12 protein-coding genes are annotated in these 16,903 nt (G+C 40.5%); 6 read left to right on the top strand and 6 right to left on the bottom strand.

The window, feature by feature from the left end; genetic code table 11:
* The first annotated feature begins 354 nt into the window (after nt 1-354).
* The 3 genes from EAX61_RS11030 (at nt 355) to EAX61_RS11020 (ending at nt 4,007) form a co-directional block, all read left to right on the top strand.
* Nucleotides 355-1,749, top strand: a complete 1,395-nt coding sequence (locus tag EAX61_RS11030) for a sensor histidine kinase (protein ID WP_121917746.1) — start codon at nt 355-357, stop codon at nt 1,747-1,749.
* Nucleotides 1,750-1,751: 2 nt separating this feature from the next.
* A complete protein-coding gene (locus EAX61_RS11025; protein WP_121917745.1) occupies nt 1,752-2,480 on the top strand; it encodes a response regulator transcription factor in 729 nt (242 codons plus the stop codon).
* Nucleotides 2,481-2,762: 282 nt separating this feature from the next.
* Complete coding sequence (locus tag EAX61_RS11020) at nt 2,763-4,007, top strand: hypothetical protein (RefSeq protein WP_121917744.1); 1,245 nt, start codon at nt 2,763-2,765, stop codon at nt 4,005-4,007.
* 89 nt (nt 4,008-4,096) lie between these two features.
* Here EAX61_RS11020 and EAX61_RS11015 read toward each other — a convergent pair whose 3' ends face one another.
* The 3 genes from EAX61_RS11015 to EAX61_RS11005 form a co-directional block, all read right to left on the bottom strand.
* Nucleotides 4,097-4,447 (bottom strand): hypothetical protein, encoded by a 351-nt coding sequence (locus EAX61_RS11015; protein WP_121917743.1) that lies wholly within the window; start codon nt 4,445-4,447, stop codon nt 4,097-4,099.
* Nucleotides 4,448-4,526: 79 nt separating this feature from the next.
* Nucleotides 4,527-6,569: a six-hairpin glycosidase-like protein gene (locus EAX61_RS11010; protein WP_121917742.1), complete on the bottom strand. Its 2,043-nt coding sequence runs from the start codon at nt 6,567-6,569 to the stop codon at nt 4,527-4,529.
* A 54-nt stretch (nt 6,570-6,623) separates the two neighbouring features.
* Nucleotides 6,624-7,916: a DUF2254 domain-containing protein gene (locus EAX61_RS11005; protein ID WP_121917741.1), complete on the bottom strand. Its 1,293-nt coding sequence runs from the start codon at nt 7,914-7,916 to the stop codon at nt 6,624-6,626.
* A 120-nt stretch (nt 7,917-8,036) separates the two neighbouring features.
* Between EAX61_RS11005 and EAX61_RS11000 the strand changes: the two genes are divergently transcribed.
* Nucleotides 8,037-10,115, top strand: coding sequence for a S9 family peptidase (locus EAX61_RS11000; protein ID WP_121917740.1), 2,079 nt, complete (start codon nt 8,037-8,039; stop codon nt 10,113-10,115).
* Between the two features lie 57 nt (nt 10,116-10,172).
* On the opposite strand, the gene EAX61_RS10995 is transcribed toward EAX61_RS11000, so the two are convergent.
* The 3 genes from EAX61_RS10995 to EAX61_RS10985 all read right to left on the bottom strand — a co-directional run bounded on the left by EAX61_RS10995 (nt 10,173) and on the right by EAX61_RS10985 (nt 14,840).
* The gene (locus EAX61_RS10995; protein ID WP_121917739.1) at nt 10,173-10,721 is read right to left on the bottom strand and encodes a GNAT family N-acetyltransferase; all 549 of its coding nucleotides are present in this window, start codon (nt 10,719-10,721) and stop codon (nt 10,173-10,175) included.
* A 122-nt stretch (nt 10,722-10,843) separates the two neighbouring features.
* Nucleotides 10,844-11,533 carry a DUF2490 domain-containing protein gene (locus EAX61_RS10990; protein WP_201739450.1) on the bottom strand — a complete coding sequence of 230 codons (690 nt, stop codon included), beginning with the start codon at nt 11,531-11,533 and terminating at the stop codon, nt 10,844-10,846.
* 52 nt (nt 11,534-11,585) lie between these two features.
* Nucleotides 11,586-14,840: a WD40/YVTN/BNR-like repeat-containing protein gene (locus tag EAX61_RS10985; RefSeq protein WP_121917737.1), complete on the bottom strand. Its 3,255-nt coding sequence runs from the start codon at nt 14,838-14,840 to the stop codon at nt 11,586-11,588.
* A 262-nt stretch (nt 14,841-15,102) separates the two neighbouring features.
* Between EAX61_RS10985 and EAX61_RS10980 the strand changes: the two genes are divergently transcribed.
* Together EAX61_RS10980 and EAX61_RS10975 are read left to right on the top strand one after the other, a co-directional pair.
* Complete coding sequence (locus EAX61_RS10980) at nt 15,103-15,696, top strand: fasciclin domain-containing protein (RefSeq protein WP_121917736.1); 594 nt, start codon at nt 15,103-15,105, stop codon at nt 15,694-15,696.
* Nucleotides 15,697-15,781: 85 nt separating this feature from the next.
* Nucleotides 15,782-16,903, top strand: coding sequence for a vWA domain-containing protein (locus tag EAX61_RS10975; protein ID WP_121917735.1), 1,122 nt, complete (start codon nt 15,782-15,784; stop codon nt 16,901-16,903).

Raw genomic sequence — 16,903 nt, 5'->3', positions numbered from 1 at the left:
GAAATATCGAATTTGTTACAAAGTGTACGTTCTTTTAAATATGATTCAATACACAAGAAGAATACCTTAGATCAAGGTTAATGTCATTTTCGTGCAAACAAAACTCCCCTCATTAACATAAACCACAAAACCAAGTATAACAAAGGCTACGGAAGCTCTCAAGGTTAATGCTCGGTTAACGATTCCATAAAATTATGTGACAATGGACTTTACAATTACTTTTACCCTCAACAAATCGAAATCGAAAACGAAAATACAAAAGCCTAAGCCAAGGTGGTTGAGTGATTTTCCTTTTTCACGAAAGTGAAAAAAGAAAATTTTATCGAAACCTCCGAACCCGAACGAACCAACAAAATGAAAAGCAAATTCTCCTTATTAATCTTAATATCAGCACTTGCGTTGCTGGCGCTGTGTGGTATACAGGCGTATTTAATAGGGAACACGTACGAGCTTAAGAAAACTGCTTTTATGGAAGAGGCAGACCGTGCGGTGTCTGAGCTAAGTAATGAGCGGATTTTGGATTCTTTATATGATGAGCTCATTGAGGAAGATCTCGAAAATCACCTTGTAGATTATCTTAATAACAGAATAACAAAACGTCAAGCGGTAGAACGTTTTTTTAGAAAGGCAGATGCGCTTAATGAGCAATTCTTACCGCGATTTAAGGAATTAGTAAGTGATTTGGATTTAAGTTATGAGCTCAATTATAGTTATGACCTAGAGCGTATTGTACTCATAGATTTTCCAGAAACTGACACTATTTTTGCGCGACGGGAAGGGGAGCGTAAACAAATGTTTGGCGAGCGTATGGAAAACGGTGAGGCTAGGGTGATTAACAGTTCGCGCACGTACGATACCAACCAATATATTAAAACTAACGGAGACGAAATCACAACCAGCTCCTACGACTTTGAGGTTCGCTCGCGCCAACTCATACAAGTGCCTGGCTGGAAAACCATCGTACTTAAAAGGATGTGGGTGCTTATTGTGGGGAGTATCATCTTGTTTCTATTTGTGATTGGACTGCTCTATTATTCCATAAAAAACCTAATCACCCAAAAGAAAATCGCCGAAGTAAAAACTGATTTTATAAACAATGTGACTCACGAACTTAAAACTCCGCTCGCAACCTTGGGAATCGCCACAAAGAGCTTAAGGAATGAGGCGATAAAGAACAATCCAGAAGCCTTTGACAACACTTTGGGTATTGTAGAGCGTCAAAATAGTCGACTGCAAAAACTCATAGACCAAGTGCTCACAAACAGTCTGAGTGCAGAGGAGTTACAGCTTAACAAAGAACAGGTTTCTGATAATACGTTCTTTAAGGATCTACTTTTTGACTTTGAAACTGCCACTCAACATTCGGATTTAAAAGTTATAAATGCGGTTTATGAACCAGAGGTTTTGTTGCGCATAGACCGTTTTCATCTCACGACGGCATTGCTTAATATCTTAGAAAATGCGGTCAAATACGGAAAAGAATCGGTGGAGATAAAGGTGGAAACGGCTGTACAAAACGGTCAGTACACGATTACGATTTCAGATAATGGTATCGGAATTTCAGAGAAAGATCAGAAGGCGATTTTTGATAAATTTTATCGCGCGGGAGATAGTAACGTTCACAATGTAAAAGGTTTAGGATTGGGGTTGTATTTTACGCACCAAATCATCACAGCTCACGATGGGACAATTAGGTTACAGAGCAAAGAAGGAAAGGGCACAACATTTAGCATAAAACTACCTATTTAATTATGAAAAATCATCAGGTACTTCTGGCCGAAGACGATTTTGATTTTGGGAGCATTCTCAAACAATATCTGGAGATTCACAATTTTGATGTGACGTGGTGTAAAGATGGGGAGGAGGCAAGGGACGCTTTCGCGAAAGCTTACTCAGACGGAAACCTATTCGATATCTGTGTTTTAGACGTAATGATGCCCAAAATGGACGGATTTACCCTCGCCGAAAAAGTCATCGAGATTGATCCTGAAGTTCCATTTATTTTCCTCACTGCCCGTAAAATGAAGGAGGACAGAATACAAGGATTAAAACTGGGAGCAGACGATTATATCGTAAAACCCTTTGAGGCAGATATTCTCGTATTGCGGTTGAATAATATTTTAAAAAGGTCACAGCGTGACAGGCAGATTGTCACTGTTGCAAATAATAAAAGTACTAGCGTTTATGCGATAGGGAACTATCACTTTGACGCTCAAAACCATACGCTTACCCTGGGAGAGACCGTACAATCCCTCACAGAAAAGGAAGCGTTACTGATTCATTTTTTCTATGAAAATAAGAATCAAATGCTCCGAAGAGAGGATATACTTACTAAAATCTGGGGAAACGACGACTTTTTCTCAGGTCGCAGTATGGACGTCTTCATCAGTCGGCTTCGGAAATATTTTAAGGACGATCCAGCCATCTCGATTGCTAGCACGAGAGGCGTGGGGTTGACTTTTAAATTACTACCTGCGTAGGCAGGTATCTCTTCGGAAAAATGTAAATACTTATGTATTTGTCTAATCTTCTGAGAGAGATCTACTAATTATTAGGAATTTTTTTACGCTTTTGCGAACCTGCCTGCCGGCAGGCAGGAGCGTAAGAATCAACATTAATATCAAAAAACGAACAATCAAAACCTTTTGCGTAAGCGGGAGGACAAAATCAAGTATTAACAATTGCGAATGGCTGGATGTTCCGATAGCTATCGGGATCCGCCCCTGCCTGCCGGCAGGCAGGTTCGCGGAAATTTTATTAAAATGAAAACACTAAAAAACATACTAAAAGTAGCGATATTAGCAGGAGTTACAACAGCAATAGCACAGACTAAACCGCCAAAGCCACCAGCACCTCCTAGTAATACAACATCGAGTTCCACTTCTAGTAATACGTCTGTAATTACACAGAGTGGAAATTATGGGAAAGGGGGAAATACCTCATTTTCGGTAAGTAATTCTAACAATGAATATCGTGTGAAATCGCGTTATCCTGATAACCGCTACCCTGCGGTAAAAGACTTTTTAATGGCTGAAATGGGTACTAAACATATGCAGGCAAACGGAAAATCGATCGCGTGGAGCCTTGAGGGAGACGATGACACGGTTTATGAAATTGAGTTGAGCGAGAGTAAACTAAACATAGAACTGGACAAAACCATTGCGTCTCCGGATATGATTGCAAAATTTGAGGATATGGGGAATATCTTAAGAACGTTGATTTCTGGAGGTAATGAGCGTCAGGAGATTCAGCGATTAGAGCGCGATGCAGACCGCGCACGTCGTGATGCAGAGCGTATGCAACGTGAGGCAGAGCGATTAAGAGCAATGTCTGTAAGGGACGCAGAGCGTCTTTCTCGAGAAGCGTCATTGCTAGAACGAGAAGCAGAGAAACTCTCACGGGTTTCTAAAAGAAGTGGCGGTATAGATGGGTATGTGCGCGATGTGTTGCGTGAGCCGTCTACAAAGTATGATATGAATACTTCGAGTAACAATGGATGGAAATGGCCCGCTATGCAAAATGCCCTAATTACGGAGCTTGTAAAAAATGGGCTTGTAAGTGAAGGGGAGGATATTGTCTTTGTAAAAGAAGATAATGGAATTTATGTAAATGGGGAAAAAATGGGGCCAGCAATGTGGTCTAAGTATAACAATCTCTTTCGCAAGTATGATTTTGGTCGCATAGGGGATATCAGTTTTTACAAACAAGGAAACCACATCGTCGTCCTAGATGGTCCAGATGACCTCGAGGATCTGCTAGAAGAACTAGAGGATGAAGGTTTGATTGAAATCACAAAATCAAAGTTTGTTATCCAAATCAACGGCACATCTGTGGTTGAAAATGGTAAAAAACTATCTGAAGCAGAAACTAAACGTTGGAACACTGTATTGCATAAAGAAGGTGTAATTCCTGCTCCGGGAAAAACGATTGTGATGGATAAGAATAGCTTTAGTCTCGGCTATTCTTTTGACAAGAGCACGTTGGGAATTTGGATGAGTAGGGATTAAAGCTTCAGAAAGCAGTATCAAAAAAAGCCTATTAGAATCTTAATTCTAATAGGCTTTTATTTTTTGTAATGTGTTTTAAAATTTACTAACTACTCTTCCTCATCCTTAAATATATCCTTTGCCAATAGCTTCATAGAAATTTTGTACGTCCCAGAGTAGGTAAGTTCTGGGTTTCCCGATTTAAAGGTTAAGAATGCCTTTTTGTACCAGCTCGGATCTGTAGCTTTCTTTTTTAGGTCTTCGTGGGTGGTGCTGGCATATTTTTCCCCGTCCAGTTTAGTTTCGATGGTATAAAATCCTATACCCAAATGCTCTGCCCGCTCAATGATAGTACTGAAGTCCTCTTCAGAAAAACGGTAGTCTTCTGCATTTTCTGCCGTTTCATTGAGGTTCTTTAAATCGGTAAATAGATGTTGCGTTAAAAATTCGTTTTTTTCCATTGTGCAAAAATCGTTATTAAATATGCAAATTCAGGTTGTTTATTCATAATCTTAACACGTACGACTCTTCTATTTCGTTCTAAAATTTAAAAGAAATTGCTTTCTCCAGATCATCATTCTTATCCATTAGGAGAGTTCCCGTAGTATTATCCAGAACCTTGATGTTATATTTATCTCCGATACGTTTTACTTCAATATCAAAATCCTTCCCAAATAATCTGATCTTGCGCAATGCCATCGCATTCCAATCATTGGGTAATCTGGGTTGCATTGTGAAGCTGTTAAAGCTTGTGGGTGTTATAGCGAAGAGACCTTCTGTAAAAACACGGCAATACAAGCCACTCTCTGCAGAAAGGTGTGCCATCGCGCCTTCAGGGTAGGCTTCTACCACATAGGGAACGCGTTCACCTAATAATCTTGTTTTAGAGAATTCTTCTAGGCGTTGTAAGGATTTTTCTGTCGCACCAGTTCTAAAAGTTCCTCGCAAGGCATACAGAGTTCCTCGGTCCCAAAAGATTTCTGAGTTTGCAGGATCGGGATGCGAGCGTTCTACATATACTCCATTGTCTCCCCAGAGTTTGTCAAAAAGCGCCTCAACCGTTTCATCCCTGCGCTCATCAATATCCATTACGAGCGGGAGACAGATCCAATGGCGCAAGTTTTTATGTTCTTTAAAATATTTATACGTATTCAGTCCTTCCACATTTGTACCGAAATAGCTCTCGATGGATTTGTAAAGGTTTTTTTGACGCTTTTCGTAAGTCTTGATGAGTCTGTTTGATTTGCCTAGGGTTTTGGCAAGATACCTTGCATTTGTGAGGGCTCCGTAATACAAGGATGAAGTAGAGAGATTTGCCGTTCCGGTTTCAATGCGGCCTTCCATCTCGTCACTTTCAGATTTTACGACACCTTCATCATTTAAATTACGATGGTTGTATTCCAGGCACCATTCTATAAGCTCCCATATTCTTTCGGCTTCCTCACGATTTCCTCTGGCGAGAGCGTACTGGCTGGCTCCATAAGCTATCATTGAGGCGTCACCACGGTCGAGTTTAGCAGGCGGTGCGAGTTCTTCTACCTCAAAGGCATATTGGATTTTTTCATAATCGGGCGACTTTACGCTATCAAAGGCTTTGTAGGTATTCATCGCGCTTTCATTCCCCAGCTCATAACCAAGATAAGGAAAGAAAGGACTCACATATTCCGCTTGGTCATTTGCCCAAGTTCCTACGTAGTAACGTCCTCCACCTGGGGAGTGAATAGGCCCAAGCTTAGAATCAAAAATACTTTCGGACGCCCTGATTTTTGAAAATTCAAAGAGCTGATTTAGAACTGGGTTTGGGGTTTCTAGGATTAGGTTTGAGGACATTTCTTTGAGGAAGGATTGTCGATCTAATCTTACCTTAGTTTGAGTGTTATATTCTAAAGGGTCTTCCTGATTTAGACCTGCCAAAAAATAAACATTAATAGATTGTTTTTCGTTCGATTTTAACGTAAATCCATCAAATTTATTTAAACCAGTCTGTGGAATGATTTGTATGTTAAAAGTACCCTTTTTTCCTAGAGCCTCAATCCCAACTCCGCTGTGAGTTTCACTAATATCAATTATATTTTGAGTTTCATTTTTAAAAATTAACTCTTCTACAAATAGACGGTTACTCGTCGAAGGATAAAACTTTCGCGAAAGCGTAATCCCACTCAAACTAGGTTCGTGTTCAAAGGTTATCATACCATCTATGGTTACTTTCTTGAGTTTTCCGGGAACAAACTGCTTGTCGTTTATGTAGAATTTTGGCAAGATATCATCTGTAAATGTTTCTCTTAGGTAGGCTCTATATTTTTGCCACCACGGGTCGGTTTCTTTGATAAATGGATGCAATTGTGGGAAGATAACTTCACGCTCAACGCTTAATATCCCAAGACTGTCTACTTTGTAATGTACGATACCAGCGACTTTGCGACCTGCCATCTCAATATTATCGGAGTGGGGAAGGGCAGAACCTTCAATAATCCACTCTATAGAATTGTTATCGGCTATTTGCCAGCGAGTGTCGGTTTGAGCTGCGATTATAATTGTCCAGAAGAAAAATAGGAAGACAGAGAGTTTTTTAAATATTTTCATACCACTAGTTTGAATTCTAAAAATAAGAAATGGGAAACTGAAATCACTTAAAATCTAAGCATCAAACTTATCTGTAAATTCTTCCAACTTTTTTAAATCAGATTCATTTTTTATGTAGGCACGTGCATCATCCAGAATAAGATGGGCCTGCTCAGCGATTTCCTTTTTATAAGTATCATCCACACAATCGACATTTTTAAGATAATAGAGCGAAATCAACATTTTGTGCATCATCACAAAGTCTGCTTTACAATACTGACGGAGGCTGGCAAAAATAAAGTAGAGCAGTTGGTCAAAATCTACTGTATCTAGAGAAACCAAAGCAACCTTATTTTTATTCAAGATATAACTCTTGTCTCTTTTAAGCATTCTCAGTGCAAAAAGTTCAGTAAGATAATCTATGCATGTGATTGCTGTCCCGGGGTCATTTATTCCAGGACTCATTGCTTTTAGGGCAATCTCCGTAAGTTGTTTAAAGCCCAAAACATAATTAAGCCTTACAATCTCACTACGAGAAAAGCCAAAACACGACTGCAACAATTCTTGATTTTCCTCATTAAGCTCCTTGCTCACTTTCACTATTGGGACGTCTGCAAGGACAAATTCACCTTTGGCAACCAGCATTTTTACCTTCACATCGCAATCTGTAGCAAGCTTAGCTAGGGAGTCAAAGGCAATATCATTCAGGTGACCGGACTCCGTACTTTTATAGCCGTGCCAGCCGTCTATATCTTCAAAATTTTCAATTCCAGAAACTTCTTTTTCTTTCTCTATAAGTGTCTGTAAACGCTTACGGGCAACTTCAAAGATGCGGTCTGTTATATTATTAATTTGTATGGCTTGCGAGATAGAGTGTATAAAATAAATAAAAGCACCCAGAACGTGAATCCCAAGAATAATGCCTATTAACACAGCAAATCCAGGAAGTTGATACTTATTTTCCGTAGGCTCAATACTCAATAAAACGATGATACAATAAATGATAACAGCGATGTAAAAACCAAGTACGTACTGATGTTTTTTATTGGAAATTAATCCTGGTAAAATACGCGGGGAATAATTACTTGATGCTTGATTAAGCAACAGCATCACCATAGAAAAGCTAAAAACCATAAGAGAAATAATCCCTCCTATAAACGTACTGAGAAGCGTACGTGCCGTATCTGCATCATTTATTACGAGCCACGGCGTGTTTTCAATGAGGTATTTTGAAATACCACGCTCCTCTGCATAAAGCATAAATAGCGCAAAGAATAGCCCTAAAAGCGCAATTACACTCGGGTAAAAAGCAATATTGCCAGTAATGCGACTATATAATAATCTCAGTTGGGTGTAAAGTTTATTCATAAGCCTACAATTTCGGGAAAAGGTTTTTAATGCAAGGATTTTTTTGGTTTAGGTTAACAGGAATTTTTACGCTTTCGCGAAAGCGTATTTATCCTTATTTTCACAGTAAAACCTAGAATTATGCGCTTACTTACTCTCGTTATAGCCTGTCTGACTACATTCATTAGTCTATCGCAACGAAATTTTGAAACGCTAGATGTCTTTCAATTAGAATACGCTAGCGATCCCCAAATTTCTCCAGATGGAAGCACCGTCATCTATCGCCGAACGGGTTTTGATATTATGGAAGATAAGTCCAAAGGCAATCTCTGGATGGTAAAAACAGATGGCTCCTTGCACCAAAAGTTGACGGTAAACGAGGGCAATGAAAGTAGCGCTCGCTGGTCGCCCAGCGGTGATAGAATTGCTTATACGGCAAGCACAGAAGAGGGTAGCGAACTCTTTGTGCGCTGGATGAATACGGGAGCGACGGCAAAGTTGAGCCAACTCGAAAACAGCCCCAGCAATCTGAGCTGGTCGCCCGACGGAAAGTGGATTGCATTCTCTGCAATGGAATATACCGCACCGCCAGTAATCGCCAAAATGCCCAAAAAACCGAAAGGTGCAAAGTGGGCAGACGCACCTAGAATCACAGACCGCTTTAAACACGAAGCAGACGGCCAGGGCTACTTAAAACCAGGTTTCAGACACATCTATGTCATTCCTTCAGATGGCGGTTCACCACGCAAGATGACCAGTGGTGATTTTAATCACGGTGGGAATTTGAGTTGGTCGCAAGATGGACGACACATTTATTTTTCTGGAAATAGGAGTGAAGCGTGGGAGTATGACTTTCGCAATAGCGAGATCTATAGTGTTCATACCAAAAGTGGAGCAATTACCGCATTAACAGACAGAAACGGCCCAGATCGAAACCCAATAGTTTCTCCAGATGGAAAGAAAATTGCTTATTTAGGTTTTGACGACAAGGTGCAAACGTACCAAGTAACCAGGTTGTATGTAATGAATCTAGATGGCTCAGATAAAAAAGAAATAATTACAAATCTTGACCGAAGCATAGACAACATCGAGTGGGCGAGTAACAGCAATGATTTGTATTTTACTTATGATGACAAAGGCAATTCAAAAATTGGGAAGGTTTCCCTTTCGGGAAAAGTGACTAAGCTGGCAGATGATATGGGAGGAACCACACTAGGCCGTCCATACGCCAGCGGAAGTTACAGCGTATCAAAAGATGGGACCATAGCATTTACATACTCACAACCCGACCGCCCCGCCGAAGTTACCGTGATAGGAAAAGGAGTAAAAACGAAAATCCCCAAGCGAACCTTTCAAAACAGAATAGAAGGAAAAACCGAGTCGCAAGAGGGACTGGCAGTTCTTACTGCATTAAATAGCGATTTATTAGACTATCGCACCTTAGGAAAAGTAGAAGAGATATGGTATAAATCCTCTGTAGATGGTCGTGATATTCAAGGGTGGATTGTGTATCCACCTAATTATGAAACAGGAAAGCAATACCCACTTTTAGTAGAAAATCACGGAGGACCTATTTTGAATTACGGAGACCGTTTTAGTGCTGAGATTCAGTTATATGCTTCTGCTGGCTATGTGGTTTTTTATCCAAATCCGCGCGGGAGCACGAGTTATGGGGAGGAATTTGGAAACCTGTTATATAACAACTATCCCGGAGAAGATTATAATGATGTGATGGACGGTGTAGATGCCTGCCTAGCAAAAGGTATCACCTCCGAAGACCAACTCTACGTCACAGGAGGAAGCGCAGGAGGTATTATGACTGCCTGGATGATAGGAAAGAATAATCGCTTTGAAGCGGCCGTAGTCGCAAAACCCGTAATGAACTGGATAAGTAAAACTCTTGTCGCAGATAATTATTATGGCTATGCAAACTCAAGATATCCAGGCCAACCGTGGGAGAATTTTGAAACCTACTGGAAATTTTCCCCGATTTCATTAGTTGGTAATATTGAAACTCCTACGATGGTAATGGTGGGAATGAACGATTTAAGAACCCCACCATCTGAAGCAAAGCAAATGTATCACGCTCTAAAAATCAGGAAAATAGAAACTGTGTTGGTTGAGATTCCAGATGCTTCTCACGGCATCGCTTCAAGACCAAGTAACCTTATTACAAAGGTGGCGCATACCCTAGCTTGGTTTGAGAAATATAGAAAATAGTATTTGGTGTTAAGGTAGAGGTTAAAATTTGAGAAGGGTAAGAGATTGTTTTTCTTATCACATACGCTTATCAGTCTCAAGAATTGCATATTGAAAGTTGTCTGACCAGCCACTTTTTAAAGGGAGGATTTTCCGGCATCTGCCTTCTTGGGTCATTCCTACTTTTTCGAGCACTTTTATGGAGCCTGTATTTTCAACGGCACATCCTGCTTCAAGTCTATGCAGTTCTAACTTGTCAAACGCATAGTCTAAGACTAGGTTTGTGGACTCTGTTGCATATCCCTTACCCCAAAAGTCAGGATGTATCTTGTACCAAATCTCGCCACGCTTAGTTTTGGGATGATTGAGTTTTAAACCAAATAAGCCTAAAAACAGAGCGTCTTCCGTCCTTTCAATGGCAAATACATAGTTCTTGATAATCTCCTGTTCATTCTCTACTATCCAAGGCTCAATGATTGCTTTTGTTTCGTCAATGTCTTTAGGGATTCCGAGAGTATTGTAAGCATCAACTTCAGGACAGGAGTGTAGGTTGTGGATGTTGTATAGGTCTGAGCCAATGATTAGCCGTAAAGTCAAGCGTTCAGATTTTAGACATATACTTCCCATAAATGAAACTTTATTTTAAAGTAGGCCTTATGCAAATCATAGGCTCGGAATTCATGCCGCACCTATAATATTTGTTATTGCATACTTTTACTCTTGACTGTCCTAAAAAGGTCAATAAGTACTTAGTTCACATCATCACGGCCTTTCTTCCTCAAATCTGTTTTAATAAACAAAGCCGCTTGAAAACGGTCAAAATTTGCACCCGTAAAGTGATTCTTTAGATAACCCACTTGAAAATTAATATTTGCATTTACATTATAGCCCACGGCTCCGTACAAACGGTTCTGGCCAAATAAAGGTTCTTGTAAGTTAATAAATACTTCGTCATAAGCCGTTAAAAACCACTTCTCGTTAAGAGGATAGGTGACTCTCAGAAAATATCGCGCTCTGTGTTGCGTATCTAAATCTTCGATAAATCGCTGTTCCAATCGGTAACGATGACTAAACTTTAACTTTCCTACGGAATTGCGCAACACGAGCTGCTGATAAATACGGTGTTCATTAAAATTGCCAATGCCGTCAATGTCCTCATCAATAAAAGTTGGGTCTGTAGTTATATTTCCGTACCCAAAGGAAATCATCGCATTCTCCGATATGTCGTAGTTAAGGGCGGTACGCAATAATAGCTGATTGAAATTATTTCCAAATTCATAATTTCGATACTGGGCCTCCGCGTGTATGCTGAGTTTGTCTGAAATACGGTTATTTGTGAAAATCATTGCCCACGAACCCCACTTATCTTCTCCTGTTTCTTGGGCAGAGATAGTAATGGTCATTAGAAATACTGAAATAAGCAGTGTTATTTTTTTCATAATAGGCTATAAAAAAGCGTCCCAAAATATGGGACGCAATGGGTTTAAAATCTTAGTCTAATTTAAAAGTCTTAATCTCGTCAAAAGGACTTAATTCCATTCCTTCCAATTTTGCCTGAAAAGGTTTCCAATCTTCCATAAAGAAAGTATTAGTTTTTTCTAACGCACTCTCAAGCTCATTTTTGGCGTGCATAAGTAATGTGTTTTCTGTAGCTGTAAGGCCATTAGGACGACTGCGCGCGTACTGACTTGCAAGGCCTATGCGGTTCATTACAGTAATTTCTGGATTACGAGTAATACCTTGACGCTTGTCTTCGGTACCGAGATAGAGCGCAATGACAGAATCAATTTTCTTCGTCATTTTCCCTATCTCCTTTAAATCATCTTTATATTTTTTATCATCATCTAGCTTTTTGATCATTTTCTTATAATCCTCGGCAATGGTTTTGCTTTTGACAAGTTGTTTTACGGCATCTGCGGCGGTTTGTGTGTAACCCTCGAGTTTCTTTCCAGCGTCGTAAGCATCGTTTATAGCTTTCTGCGGAGTTTCAAATCTCGGATCACTTTTTACCGTAATAGAAGATTCACTAGACTGGTCGCCATACTCCATCACCAGTTTATAAGTCCCTGGCTTCACCGAAACTCCACCTGGCTCATTTTTACGTTCTCGTGTGCTTCTGGAAGGGCGGTCTCCACCAGCCTCGCGCATATACCATGTGGTTTTGTGCAATCCTGTACTGTCTGGAGTTTTCCATTTTAAATGACGAATTTGGCGTGTTCCATCATAAATTTTTAAGTGTATGGAATCCCATTTCGGTGTGTCGTCATCTTTTTCATTGTCGGCGTCTGGAGCTTCATCTTCAGTCTCTTCTTCCTTATTGCGAGTCTGCGAAGCACTCTCATCATCGTCTCTACCTTTTGATTTTTTTGACTCTTCCACTTTCGTGAAAAAATATGCAATCGGAGCACCACCACTACGGTTATCCCCATTGTAAAGTGCATCTCCACCAAAACGACTACCCGTAGGTTGTTGATAAGCGGCATCGTAAGCCGTAGGAGGTTGGAAGAGGGTAAGCTTTCGCGAAAGCGTACTTCTATCCTTTGCAATTGCGCGTAATGGTCTGATGTCATCCAGCACCCAAGCGGCACGGCCAAAAGTACCAATGACCAAATCGTGCTCTCTAGGGTGAATCACAAGGTCCTTAACCGAAGTGGTAGGAAAACCTTTGGTCCATTTTTGCCAGTTATCCCCAGCATCCACAGAAACGTAGAGTCCATCATCAGTTCCTAAGAAAAGGAGGTTTTTCTCCTCTGGATCTTCGATAATGGAAAGAGTGTAGCTCTGTACATCGTTCTCATCTACAATACGGGTCCACGTTTTACCGTAGTTTGTGGTGCGGTAAGCATACGGTGTGTAGTTAAATCGTCTGTAGTCATTTGCTATAAGCAACGCTTCTCCTTTATTCTTGTTGCTGGCTTTAATTTGTGCTACCCAGCTTCCCTTGGGCAAACCTTTAAGGTTGTTTGAGACTTCGGTATAGGATTCTCCACCATTTTGTGTGTAATGCACACGGCCGTCATCTGTTCCTACCCAAAACATATTGCGCTCTACGGGCGAAGGTTCAATCACAAGGATAGTCGTATGGTTTTCGGCTCCTGTGGCGTCCATTGTGAGTCCGCCAGATTCACTTTGTTTTTGCTTTTCTGGGTCGTTAGTCGTGAGATCTGGAGAAATCACGTCCCAAGTGAGCCCCTTATCTGTACTCTTGTGTACAAACTGACTCCCAAAATAAATCGTACTACTGTCAAATGGATCAATGTTTATTGCACTATTCCAGTTAAATCGTAAATAAACATCTGGGTCGGGATGCGTAGGACGCACGCCATAGTTATTCCCAGTTTTCCAGTCATAACGACTTACATATCCCTGCTGACTCATCGTCCAACCGTACTGACTATCGTCCGGATCTGGCACTACATCAAAACCATCTCCAAAAGAGATTTCCTGCCAGTAATCGTTTCGTATTCCTTGCGCTCTCCAAACGTAGGCTGGGCCTCTCCAAGAACCATTATCTTGCATCCCTCCGTACACATTGTAAGGAAACTCATTATCTACATTAATATGATAGAACTGCGCCACGGGAAGATTCCCGATAAAACGCCACGTTTTTCCACCATCTTTTGTAATGTTGAGACCGCCATCATTTCCATCCATCATAAACTTTCCATTATTAGGATGAATCCACCAGGCGTGGTGGTCCGGGTGTACACCATTATCGACACCGTAAGCGCCCATAAGTTGGTTAAATTTCTTCCCTCCATCTTCAGACACGTTTACATAAGTAAAGACAGAAAACACGCGGTTTTCATTGTCTGGATCTACGTGAATGTCTGAGTAGTAAAATGGACGGTTTCCTATGTCGTCGTTTGAGTTAATATTTTTCCAAGTAAAACCGCCATCTTCAGATTTGTAAAGGGCATTCTTTTTCGATTCTATAAGTGCGTAAACGATATTTGGACTTCCGGGAGCAATTGCAAGACCTATACGGCCTAGGTCACCTTTGGGCAAACCGTCTTTATCGGTTAGTTTTTTCCAAGTTTTCCCGCCGTTGTGCGTCATTTGAAGGCTAGAGCCTTCTCCACCAGACTTGAAGAACCACGGGTCACGCTTATGTTCCCACATTGCGACGAGGAGTTTGTTAGGATTTGTTGGGTCCATAACAAGGTCTGCGACTCCAGTTTTATTGTTTGCAAATAGGATTTTGTTCCAAGTGGCTCCACCATCTGTCGTTTTATATAAACCACGTTCTGGATGCTCTCCCCAAGGCGAACCTATAGCACCCACATAAACCACATCTGGATTTGTAGGGTCTATAATCACACGATGTATGTGGCGTGTTTTCTCCAGCCCCATAGACTTCCAGGTTTTCCCGCCGTCTAATGATTTATAAACGCCAAAACCTCCATTTAAAGAGTTACGAGGATTTCCTTCTCCCGTTCCTACCCAAATTACAGACGGATTAGACTGCTGTATCGCCACCGCACCTATGGAAGCGGTAAGCTCGTTATCAAAAATAGGATCCCATTTTATCCCACCAGAAGTGGATTTCCATAAACCTCCAGAAGCTGTTCCTACATACATTACATCTGGATTATCTGTCACCACATCTATAGCCGTCACACGGCCAGACATACCACCAGGACCTATGTTACGAGGTTCCATATCCTTGAGCAAGGACATATCGAGTTTTTGAGCGCTCGCGATGGTGCAGGCACACAATAGGAATAAGGAGAGAAATTTTTTCATTTGTTTCAGTTTAACTTTCGGCGGATTATTTGACTTAATTTTTTGGAAAAGCTAAAGTTAACTAAATGTGAAATGTGATTTCTTAAAATGGTGTTAAGGGATGCGGTAGGAAATTAAATATGTTACGCTTTCGCGAAAGCGTAATACCGATACTACAAAAAGCTAATTGTATTATAATTAACTTAGAATTAGCAATCAATTGGCATTTTGTTTAATCATTTGACATTATTTTTGAACAAACTAATTAATAAAAAGAATTGCTATGAAAAAGATTTTAATGTTAATCACAGGAGCTGGATTAGTTCTTGCTTCTTGTGGACAAGAAAAAAAAGATACTAACGCAACGGAAGAGGTATATGCCGAATCTACAATGGAAGTAGAGGCTCCAGAAGTAGTAGAAGTGCAAACACCTAATATTGTAGGTGTAGCGGCAGGGAATGAAAATTTCTCAACACTAGTAGCCGCTGTTAAGGCAGCTGATCTAGTAAACACATTAAGTAGTACTGGACCTTTTACAGTATTTGCACCCACAAACGCAGCTTTTGATAAATTGCCAGCGGGAACAGTAGATACCTTACTAAAAGCTGAAAACAAAGCGATGCTTACAGATATTCTTACATATCACGTGGTAGCTGGAAAATATATGGCTGGTGATGTTGTTGCAGCTATAAAAGCTAATAATGGCAAGTTTATGACAAACACAGTAATGGGCGAAGGGATCACATTAATGATGGATGGAGAGAATGTCGTGATTCAGGATGCTAAGGGTGGAAAATCAGTAATTATTATGACAGATGTAGCGGCATCAAATGGTGTGATACACGCTATCGATACTGTAATAATGCCGAAAGGATAAATTTTTCATAATAGAATATTAAAGTCTCCCATTTGGGAGGCTTTTTTTTTGTTATCGCATATATCCTCCGTATTTTTAAAATGCTATGAGAAGAGAACAACAAAGGAGTGGTTTCGTTTTTAAAACATACGACGCTCCAGAACAATCACTGTTTGACCAATTACTAGATATTTTTCAAGAATTGATAACCCATACCTCGGGAGATTTTGATGAGGCTATGGACTGGCTCAAACAATTGGATAATGAGTATAAACTCACAAATGAGGACTATACCTTAGATGATTTTATACAAGAATTAAAGGATAAGGGATACATTCGTGAGGAAGTGCTTCCAGACGGAAATAAGGGTACTTCTATTACAGAGAAAACAGAACGTGCTATCCGTAAGCGTGCATTAGATCAGATTTTTGGGAAGCTCAAGAAAAGTGCACAGGGAAACCACAGGTCTAAGGAAACTGGACGTGGTGATGAGCATACGGGCGATTATCGGGAATATCGTTTTGGGGATCCGCTGGAACGTATTTCGATGACGGAGAGTCTTAGGAATGCTCAAATAAATAATGGTGCAGAAGATTTCCGCTTGCGCGAAAGTGACCTGGTTATCGAAGAAACCCACTTTAAAGCACAGATGAGTACCGTACTGATGATTGACATCTCTCACAGTATGATTCTTTATGGAGAAGACCGAATCACACCTGCCAAAAAAGTTGCAATGGCGCTCGCTCAATTGATTACTACCCGTTATCCGAAGGATACACTAGATATTATTGTTTACGGAAACGACGCCTGGCCTATAAAAATTAAAGATTTACCGTATTTACAAGTTGGACCCTATCATACAAATACTGTCGCGGGACTCGATCTCGCAATGGATATTTTAAGACGCCAGCGCAATACCAATAAACAAATTTTTAATATAACCGATGGAAAACCATCCTGCCTCAAACTTAAGGATGGAAGATATTATAAGAATCCCAATGGTCTAGACGAGCACATTGTAAATAAATGTTACAGTAGGGCGCGTCAAGCGCGAAAGCTACGCATCCCCATTACCACTTTTATGATTGCAAACGACCCATATTTACAGCAGTTTGTAGACCATTTTACCGAAGCAAATCAAGGAAAAGCTTTTTACACTGGCCTGAAAGGACTGGGCGAAATGATTTTTCAGGATTATGAAGTGAATCGAAAGAAACGGGTAAGGTAA

The organism is Dokdonia sinensis (assembly GCF_003688895.1).
Lineage (GTDB): Bacteria > Bacteroidota > Bacteroidia > Flavobacteriales > Flavobacteriaceae > Dokdonia > Dokdonia sinensis.
This window is presented reverse-complemented; position numbering and strand designations above follow the sequence as displayed.